This is a genomic window from Zhongshania sp. (genome assembly GCF_041623545.1).
GTDB lineage: Bacteria > Pseudomonadota > Gammaproteobacteria > Pseudomonadales > Spongiibacteraceae > Spongiibacter.
Map to the genome: position 1 here is coordinate 1 of NZ_JBFJWS010000142.1, position 8,146 is coordinate 8,146.

Genomic DNA, 8,146 nt, shown 5'->3' on the forward strand with positions numbered 1-8,146 from the left:
ACCCTCGGCATCCGCCAGAGCTGGGACGACCGGGAACTCACTGTCAGTAAATGGCGAGACCTTGCCCGCACTATGTGTAACGTGACTGGCGCCGGCGGCGCTGCAATTCCAGATTGCTCACGCTCGGTGGACGAAAAATTTAACAGCCCAACATGGCGAGCCTCCTTGAATCACACCTCCGCGGCGGGGCACTTAGTATACGGCAGCATATCGACCGGCTACCGAGCGGGCGGCTTTAATACTCGTGGCAACAACGATGCCACACTGAAACCCTTTGACGAAGAAGTGGTGACCACTTACGAGCTGGGTCACAAGGGGGATTGGGAAACAGTTGCAGGAACCTTGCGCACCAATGCCGCACTTTATTGGCAGGACTACCAAGACATTCAATACACCCGTTCATTTGATCAAGGGGGTAGCACAGTAACCCGCACTGAAAATGCCGCAGAGGCCGAGATAAAAGGGATCGAACTCGAAGCAACACTGGCACCAACGGAGAACCTTATACTCACCGCAGGTTTGTCCTTTGTGGCGGCAAAATTCAAAGAGCGATTGGATTTGATTGGCGGTGTTGAGGTCGATACCAGCGGCAATGATTTTGTCTATACACCCGAGCGGACCGTCTCTGCATCGGCAACGTATACTTTGCCAGTCGCGGCGAGCCTCGGTGAAATATCAGTAACAGCAAGTGTGTACTGGCAGGACGACATGAGCACCCACGCGCTCATCGATCAGTTCCCAATACTCCCGGCTGCCTTTGGCGGTAACTGGTCACAAGCCGACATTGATGCAATGACAGAATATTCCAATGTCAGCAGCTACGAAGTGTGGAATACGCGCGTCGATTGGCGCAATGTGATGGCATCGAAGGTCGATGCCGCGCTTTACCTTAATAATGCAAGCGACGAAACCTATGTACTCGGTGGACTGAATGTTGTGGATAGCGGCGGCTACGGCGCCAATACTTACGGCGCACCGCGCACCATTGGCGCGTCGCTACGGTATAACTTCTAAACTCAGCGGGGGCGCACTAACTTGTTTCGCCCAAGATCTAATTAAATTTCCCACTTCCCTCCACGCATCTCTAAAAGGAGATGCGCTTCGGGCTACAGCACTCCTGCAGCCCTTTTTTATGTCTTTTACGCCCAATCGTCAGTGATCGTCACCCTCCCCGTGAGCAATATGCAAAACCAAGCGCCAGCATACTCGCGCCCTAAGAGCGCTTTCCGATGATATTCTCAATCAGTTCAGGTAAATCATTTCACTATAATTGAAAGGATTTTCGCGTTGTCATATATACTTCATCTCTAGCAGCTACTCTCGGCGCAATGCATTTTAATGATCAAGCAAAATTGATCAGCCATAATCTTGATAGGAGAATATGCCCAAAAAAGTAATACTCGTCGTGCTAGATGGTCTTGCCTACAATTCTGCAGAGCAGTGTATGGGCTATCTCCAGGGCTTAAAAACGCAGGGGACAAGTACCCTTTATAAGCTACAGTGCGAGTTACCCTCTAAATCTCGCCCACTCTACGAAACAATCCTAACGGGGGTTACCCCTGTTCTAAGCGGCATCGTGCACAACGACATAAACCGCAACTCCAACCAACAAAGTATTTTTAGCTTAGCACGCGAGGCAGGGCTGACTACCGCCGCAGCGGCATTTCATTGGTTTAGTGAGCTCTACAACCGCAGCCCCTATGATCCGGTAAGAGATCGCCACACCGAAGATTTAGAGCAACTGATTCAACATGGCTGTTTCTATCATGGCGATCACTACCCAGACAATTATGTATACCTCGATGCAGAATCACTGCGCCGCCGCCACAATCCAGACTTTATGTTGATACACCCGATGAATATTGACAACGCGGGGCATCACGAGGGCGTAGATAGCTCCCATTACCGCAATACCGTGCGTATTTCAGATGGCGAGTTATCTAAATACCTCCCCACTTGGATCGAAGAAGGCTATCAGGTGTTGATCACCTCCGACCACGGCATGAACAATGACAAGAGCCACGGCGGCATCCTTCCCGAAGAGCGCGACATTCCGCTCTATGTGATCGGCGAGGGCTTCTCACACCAGCCTGACGCAGCACCGAAACAGACCGAACTCTGCGGCTCTATCTGCGAGCTACTCGGCATCGCTGGGCACGGCAAGCCAATAGCCGCTAAAATGTTAGTCGATGCGCAAGCGATGAAAATACCGTATGTGCCAGCTGCGGTTTAAACATTACGCGCCGATTTCTGAAACCCAATCAGCTGCATGACACCACCGCTCTGCTGTGGGCCATATTTGATATTACCTATGCTCTTCGCCATGCCGACTCCGAACATATAACGCCAGACAAAAAAAAGGCGCCCGAAGGCGCCTTAATCAATCCAGTCAATTTACAGACTCAATATTTTCTCACCACGGGCAATACCGGAAACACCGCTGCGCACGACTTCCATAATCGCCGCTTCGCCGACGGCTTCTAGGAACGAATCAAGCTTGTCAGCTGCACCAGTCACCTGAATGGTGTACACGCTAGGACCAACATCGACGATCTGGCCGCGAAAGATGTCAGTGCAGCGTTTTATCTCTGCACGCTGGGCCCCGGTGGCACGCACTTTGACTAACATCAGCTCGCGCTCGATATGGGCGCCTTCAGACAGGTCGACCAATTTAACCACGTCAATCAGGCGATTGAGGTGTTTGGTGATCTGTTCAATTTTGTGGTCGTCGCCAATCGTGGTTAAGGTTAAGCGCGAAAGTGTCGGATCTTCTGTGGGTGCAACGTTGAGCGTCTCAATGTTGTAACCGCGCTGAGAGAATAAACCCACCACCCGCGACAGGGCACCCGGCTCATTTTCCAACAATACCGAAATTATGTGTCGCATCATCTTAGGTCCGCTCCGTTTTGCTCAGCCACATATCACGCATGCTGCCGTTAGGGGCGATATGCATTGGGTATACATGCTCGTGTGGGTCTACGTGAATATCCATAAACACCAGATCGTTATTACGGGCAAAGGCTTCTTTCATTGCCTCTTCCAAATCACTCAGTTGGGTAACTTTGATACCAACATGACCATAGGCTTCGGCCAGTTTCACAAAGTTAGGCAGCGAGTTTTCGTAAACGTTTTCTGAGTAGCGGCCATCGTATTGCATGTCCTGCCACTGTTTAACCATACCCAGATAGCCGTTATACAGACTGATGATTTTCACTGGAATATTGTATTGGGCGCAGGTCGACAGCTCCTGAATATTCATCTGAATACTGCCTTCACCGGTCACACAGGCAACGTCAGCATCCGGAAAGGCCAGCTTGGCGCCCATCGCTGCGGGCAGGCCAAAGCCCATGGTGCCGAGGCCACCGGAGTTCAACCAGCGACGTGGCTCGTCGAACTTATAGTACTGGGCGGCAAACATCTGATGCTGGCCAACGTCTGACGCAACATACGCCTTGCCGTGAGTAACCTTGCACAGGGTTTCAATAACCTGCTGGGGCTTAATGAACGGCGTAGTGATGTCGTACTGAGGGCGAACCCAGAGTCCGTGGGTATCACGCCACTCGTCGATTTGGTTCCACCAGTGCTTCAGCGCGTCTTTGTCTGGCAGACTCGCATCGGCGGCACGCATCTCGTGGATAACGGCCAGCAGGTCATTCAGTACTGAGTCGACGGGGCCAACAATCGGTACGTCAGCAGCGATGGTTTTAGAGATCGCCGCAGGGTCGATGTCGATATGAACTATCTTGGCACCAGGACAGAATTTGCCGGTGGTATTGGTGACACGGTCATCAAAACGCGCGCCAACAGCCAAGATGACATCGCTGTGATGCATGGCGTTATTGGCTTCGTAAAAACCGTGCATCCCCAGCATGCCGACAAACTGGCGGTCGCTAGCAGGGAAGGCACCCAAGCCCATTAAGGTGTGGGTTACGGGGAAATTCAGCTCCCGCGCCAATACCCGCAATTGCTCAGAGGCATTGCCCTGTACGACACCGCCACCGGCGTAGATGATCGGACGTTTAGCCGACAGCAGTAAACTGGCCGCTTTTTTGATTTGCCCAGAGTGACCGCGAGTCGCCGGCGTATAGGAGCGCAGCTTGACCTTTTTAGGGTAGTTATACTCGAATTTGTCGTGGGGATTGGTTAAATCCTTAGGCAGGTCGATAACCACCGGGCCTGGGCGGCCAGTCGTGGCAATGTAAAAGGCCTTTTTAATGATCTCAGGAATATCCTCAGTGCGAGTGACCTGAAAGCTGTGCTTAACGATGGGCCGAGAAATACCCAGCATATCGGTTTCCTGAAAGGCGTCTTCGCCGATCAAGTGAGTCATGACCTGGCCAGACAGGACTACCATCGGTATGGAGTCCATATACGCGGTGGCAATGCCCGTTATGGCATTGGTGGCACCCGGGCCCGAGGTGACAAGCACCACGCCGGGTTTACCCGTTGCGCGGGCATAGCCGTCTGCGGCGTGAGTTGCCGCTTGTTCGTGACGCACAAGAATATGCGGCACCTTGCAGCTTTTAAACAAAGCATCGTAAACATGCAGTACGGCACCACCGGGATAACCGAAGATGAATTCTACACCCTCGTCTTCCATGGCCCGCGCGATCATTTCGCCGCCAGATAACAACTCCACTGAAATACCCTCGATTCAGTTTGAATACGCAAAAGCTTGCTATAAATAGTCCGAGCGACAAGCCCGAAACCTGATTAACAAGAACAAAGATGTCGAAACACATTACCACCGGTTGCTCAGCCGACACGGCTGAATTCCGGGCGAAACGCCAAAATGCTGCTAGGCAGCGTTTATATGCAACGCGGGATAACGCGGTGCGGGCAATCTCGCAACACAGGTCATGTGTCTGCAGAGTGAATGGAACTACTAATGTAGCCGTGCAACACGATGAGTCGCACTCTGTACTTTGGCCGCAGGTAAGCGGCGCGGAAAACAGCCATTTGCTATCGCAAAGATAGACTGCGTATTTTTTAACCTATAGGCCCTTATGTCAATACCAAATTTCCCGTAAATTCACGGGATTACCAAGTATTCTGTCAAAATCAGCGTAGTCGGCCACAGAAAACTGCAGCAGTTTTTCTTCCTTGTGAATTATCTGCCATAATCTAGGCAACTTATCTACACGACACTATCGCGCTATGAATAAGACACTATTGATTGCTAGCCTCTTTACCACCCTCGCCCTTGCGAGCCTAAACACCCTCGCCGAGAAAAATGGCTACTACCGCTGGAGCGACGACGAGGGCAAAATCCACTTCACCCAACAGCCGCCCAACGGCCGAGCATCGGTTTTTATTAAAACCTCAAGCGGGGCAAGTTTAGATAGCGATGTTAGCACCAATGAAAGCAGTGTTGATGTAGCCGCCACATCTAGCGAAGCGATTCCGGAAAAAATGGAAGTGCTGCCGCCCAAGAATCCTGAGCAATGCGCCAAAGCCAAGGCGAATATGCAGTCGCTCGCCGCCAACGGCGCCCGCATTCGGATTAGCAATGCCGACGGCACCAGTCGTTTTTTAAATAGCGAAGAGATTAACGAGCAAAAAAATCGCGCGCAGGAAGTGATCAAGGTTCACTGCAACTAAGGCAAACTGTGCGTGGCAACTACTAAAGGCGCTGCCACGCCATAAACACCCCACTAAGCGCCAACCCCAAAGCCGTCAAGGGCAGAAGCCAGCGTTGATAAAACAAGCTCGCGCCCAGCCAGTGGAGCAGCGGCAAAACCAGTAATACCAAGCCCAGCTGCGCCAACTCAATACCAAGATTAAAACTACCCAACGCCAGCAGCTTCATGGGGCTTGTCGACAACATCCCCGCCAACACCCCAGCAAAACCCAAACCGTGTAACAAGCCCACTGCCATCGCCAAGCGCCGCTGAGCACGACGGTTCACATCAAACAGAACCAGTACTGCAGCCACGCTAATTGACAGCGCGATACCAATCTCCACTGGCTGTGACGGCAGCGTAATCCAGCCTAAACTCGCACAAACCAAGGTCACGCTGTGGGCAAGCGTAAACATGGTCACGACCCACGCCACGTCGCTAAAGGCGCTCTGTAAAGTGCTTTGACCATGACGACGACTCGCTGGCAGCAACAATGCAAGCAAGAACATTAAATGGTCGTAGCCAATAAGCAAGTGGACAACCCCCTCCCAAGCAAACTTAAAGGCGGTATCTAAGGCGCTAACCTCACCCAACACTACCCTATTATCGCCGGGCGACAGTACGCTCAATTGCACCTTATCATCGTCATACGCGCTCGCTACGCGCTGCAAATGCTGCTTCGAACCTATGTTCACGGCTAACAAAGCGCGATGCAGGGGATCAAGTTCAAATAGCAGTGAGTAGCTAAGCGCTATTGGGCCTTTCTCGTGTAAGCAGGCGGCGTCGAGTATCCACACCGCGTATTTACCGTCGCTGTGTTGACTAAGCCCTTCTAAGCGAAACAATATCGGGCAATCGACGCCTCTGCTTGCCAAGCTAATATTGCTGCGCAGCAGCGCGCGAAACTGAGACTCACCCGCCCGCAGCTCACCCCAGTTCAAGGATTGATCCCGATTGAAATCAAAATTGAGTAAGCGCTGCATATCTTGCAAGGCGATATCCACGCGAATCTGATCGGCATGAACATAGATAAAACTATCGCTCGCTTTATGGGCATTGGCCTGCCCCGAGAACCACAAACTCAAAACCAGCAGTAATAAGCGCGTCACGGGCTAGCCCCTATTTCTGCCACAGCGCGCTGCGCCCGCGCCAATAGCTGGGCGTCTGGCCACTCGCGCTGCTCCTGCCAGTTCTTTTCGGCCCAAAGAATGGCTTCTTCAGGAGCACCCTCAATATCCAGTAAATACTGAGCATAGGCGCGCTTATGTAACACCTCGCCTCGCCACAAGGCCTCGTCGAAGCGTTCGCGCAAGGACCTTATCAGCGCCTCACCCCCGCCTTGTCGACGCGCCGCAATAGCGTTTAATACTGCGAGGGAGTCTATCCCTAAATAATCTGCCGTGAGTCCGATAACAGCAGCATTGTCATTGGCTGCTAGTTTTAATGCCGCTAGCCGTGCCCGCGCATAAACATCATTAGCATTCATACTGAGAACTAGCTGCCAGAGCTGCGCAGCATCAGCACGCCTAGCGCGTTCGGCAATATCGGCCAAGCTGCCTGCTGCCCAAATAAGTGCCTGCCGGTCAGCCAGTGCGCCCGCTTTCGCCATGGCAGCTTGCAGCGCAAGATATGCTAGCTCAGCTTCGTTTTCATTTTGCACTACCCGCAAGTGCTGACGGCAACTCGCAACATAGAGCTTACTGCCCAAGCCTTGCAGCCCTTCACAAGCAAGTTCAGCAACAGCATAATTCCCGCTCACAAAGGCAATGGTGAAGCGCATCATTTGCGCCTGAAAATTACCGGGATCGAGTTCAGCTACCACGTCGAGGTCGGCACTGGCTTGCGCAAACTGATGCAGGCTTTGTTTGAGGGAGGCGCGGTACAGATAAAAATCAGCGGTGTAATCGGCTGCCGAAATTGCAGCCAATTCACGCTGGGCATCACCGAGATAGCGCGGGTTAGCGCTGCGCTGAAAATCGAGTAAGGCCTGTTTAGCACGACTAAGGTGTTGTTCCGGAACCGCGCTAACCAACACATCTTTCGCGCTATTTTGATTGCTAATAATAAAAATAATCTGCTCATCATTATCCGGATGAGCTACTTCTGGCCCCGTCAACGCATGCACTTTCGACGTTAGACCAAGCCATAAAATTGGCCCTAAAATCAGCATCCATAATGGAATAGCGATGGCGCGAGCGCGCTTTACAACTCGCAAAGAAATCACTCGCGCCATGGTCTTAATTAGCCGCTGACAAATCGGCAATGGCCTGAGCGTCAAACGCCTCAGTCACATTGGCGCCATTGATGGCAACAGGCTCGGCATCGGCGTCACGCATAAACACCGAGGTCAGTAATTGGCTGAAGCTCTGTTCAGCATTATTGCTACCAGCGCGGGCCTTGCCATCGTACTTACTGTCACCGTTATTGCAGGCAGATAAGCCAACAGCCACAACGAGGATCAGACTGCATTTCAGTATTGTCTTCATCGCGAGCTCCTCTTAATTAGCAGACACTGCGCCAGCAAT

8 protein-coding genes are annotated in these 8,146 nt (G+C 52.1%); 3 read left to right on the top strand and 5 right to left on the bottom strand.

Annotated elements, in window-relative coordinates:
- A partial coding sequence (locus ABYT30_RS12390; RefSeq protein ID WP_373096749.1) for a TonB-dependent receptor domain-containing protein occupies positions 1-1,014 on the top strand: 1,014 nt, incomplete at its 5' end.
- A 367-nt stretch (positions 1,015-1,381) separates the two neighbouring features.
- Positions 1,382-2,233 carry an alkaline phosphatase family protein gene (locus tag ABYT30_RS12395; protein ID WP_373096750.1) on the top strand — a complete coding sequence of 284 codons (852 nt, stop codon included), beginning with the start codon at positions 1,382-1,384 and terminating at the stop codon, positions 2,231-2,233.
- A 161-nt stretch (positions 2,234-2,394) separates the two neighbouring features.
- Here the strand turns inward: ABYT30_RS12395 and ilvN are convergent, their stop codons facing one another.
- Complete coding sequence (gene ilvN / locus ABYT30_RS12400) at positions 2,395-2,886, bottom strand: acetolactate synthase small subunit (protein ID WP_008251432.1); 492 nt, start codon at positions 2,884-2,886, stop codon at positions 2,395-2,397.
- 4 nt (positions 2,887-2,890) lie between these two features.
- Positions 2,891-4,639, bottom strand: a complete 1,749-nt coding sequence (locus tag ABYT30_RS12405; protein ID WP_373096751.1) for an acetolactate synthase 3 large subunit — start codon at positions 4,637-4,639, stop codon at positions 2,891-2,893.
- Positions 4,640-5,157: 518 nt separating this feature from the next.
- Here ABYT30_RS12405 and ABYT30_RS12410 point away from each other — a divergent pair.
- On the top strand, positions 5,158-5,601 hold the full coding sequence (locus ABYT30_RS12410; protein WP_373083227.1) for a DUF4124 domain-containing protein: 444 nt from the start codon (positions 5,158-5,160) through the stop codon (positions 5,599-5,601).
- Between the two features lie 22 nt (positions 5,602-5,623).
- On the opposite strand, the gene ABYT30_RS12415 is transcribed toward ABYT30_RS12410, so the two are convergent.
- The 3 genes from ABYT30_RS12415 to ABYT30_RS12425 are packed head-to-tail and all read right to left on the bottom strand — an operon-like array spanning position 5,624 to position 8,107.
- Entirely contained in the window at positions 5,624-6,730 is a 1,107-nt protein-coding gene (locus ABYT30_RS12415) for a HupE/UreJ family protein (RefSeq protein WP_373096753.1), read from the bottom strand.
- Positions 6,727-7,854, bottom strand: coding sequence for a hypothetical protein (locus ABYT30_RS12420; RefSeq protein ID WP_373096754.1), 1,128 nt, complete (start codon positions 7,852-7,854; stop codon positions 6,727-6,729). The genes ABYT30_RS12415 and ABYT30_RS12420 overlap by 4 nt, the downstream gene beginning before the upstream one ends.
- Before the next feature lie 4 nt (positions 7,855-7,858).
- Positions 7,859-8,107, bottom strand: a complete 249-nt coding sequence (locus ABYT30_RS12425) for a hypothetical protein (RefSeq protein ID WP_373096756.1) — start codon at positions 8,105-8,107, stop codon at positions 7,859-7,861.
- Between the last annotated feature and the right edge of the window lie 39 nt (positions 8,108-8,146).

Coding starts and splice junctions, on each gene's coding strand:
- ABYT30_RS12395 (WP_373096750.1), top strand. CDS start 1,382: ATGCCCAAAAAAGTAATACTCGTCGTGCTAGATGGTCTTGCCTACAAT.
- ilvN (WP_008251432.1), bottom strand. CDS start 2,886: ATGCGACACATAATTTCGGTATTGTTGGAAAATGAGCCGGGTGCCCTG.
- ABYT30_RS12410 (WP_373083227.1), top strand. CDS start 5,158: ATGAATAAGACACTATTGATTGCTAGCCTCTTTACCACCCTCGCCCTT.
- ABYT30_RS12420 (WP_373096754.1), bottom strand. CDS start 7,854: ATGGCGCGAGTGATTTCTTTGCGAGTTGTAAAGCGCGCTCGCGCCATC.
- ABYT30_RS12425 (WP_373096756.1), bottom strand. CDS start 8,107: ATGAAGACAATACTGAAATGCAGTCTGATCCTCGTTGTGGCTGTTGGC.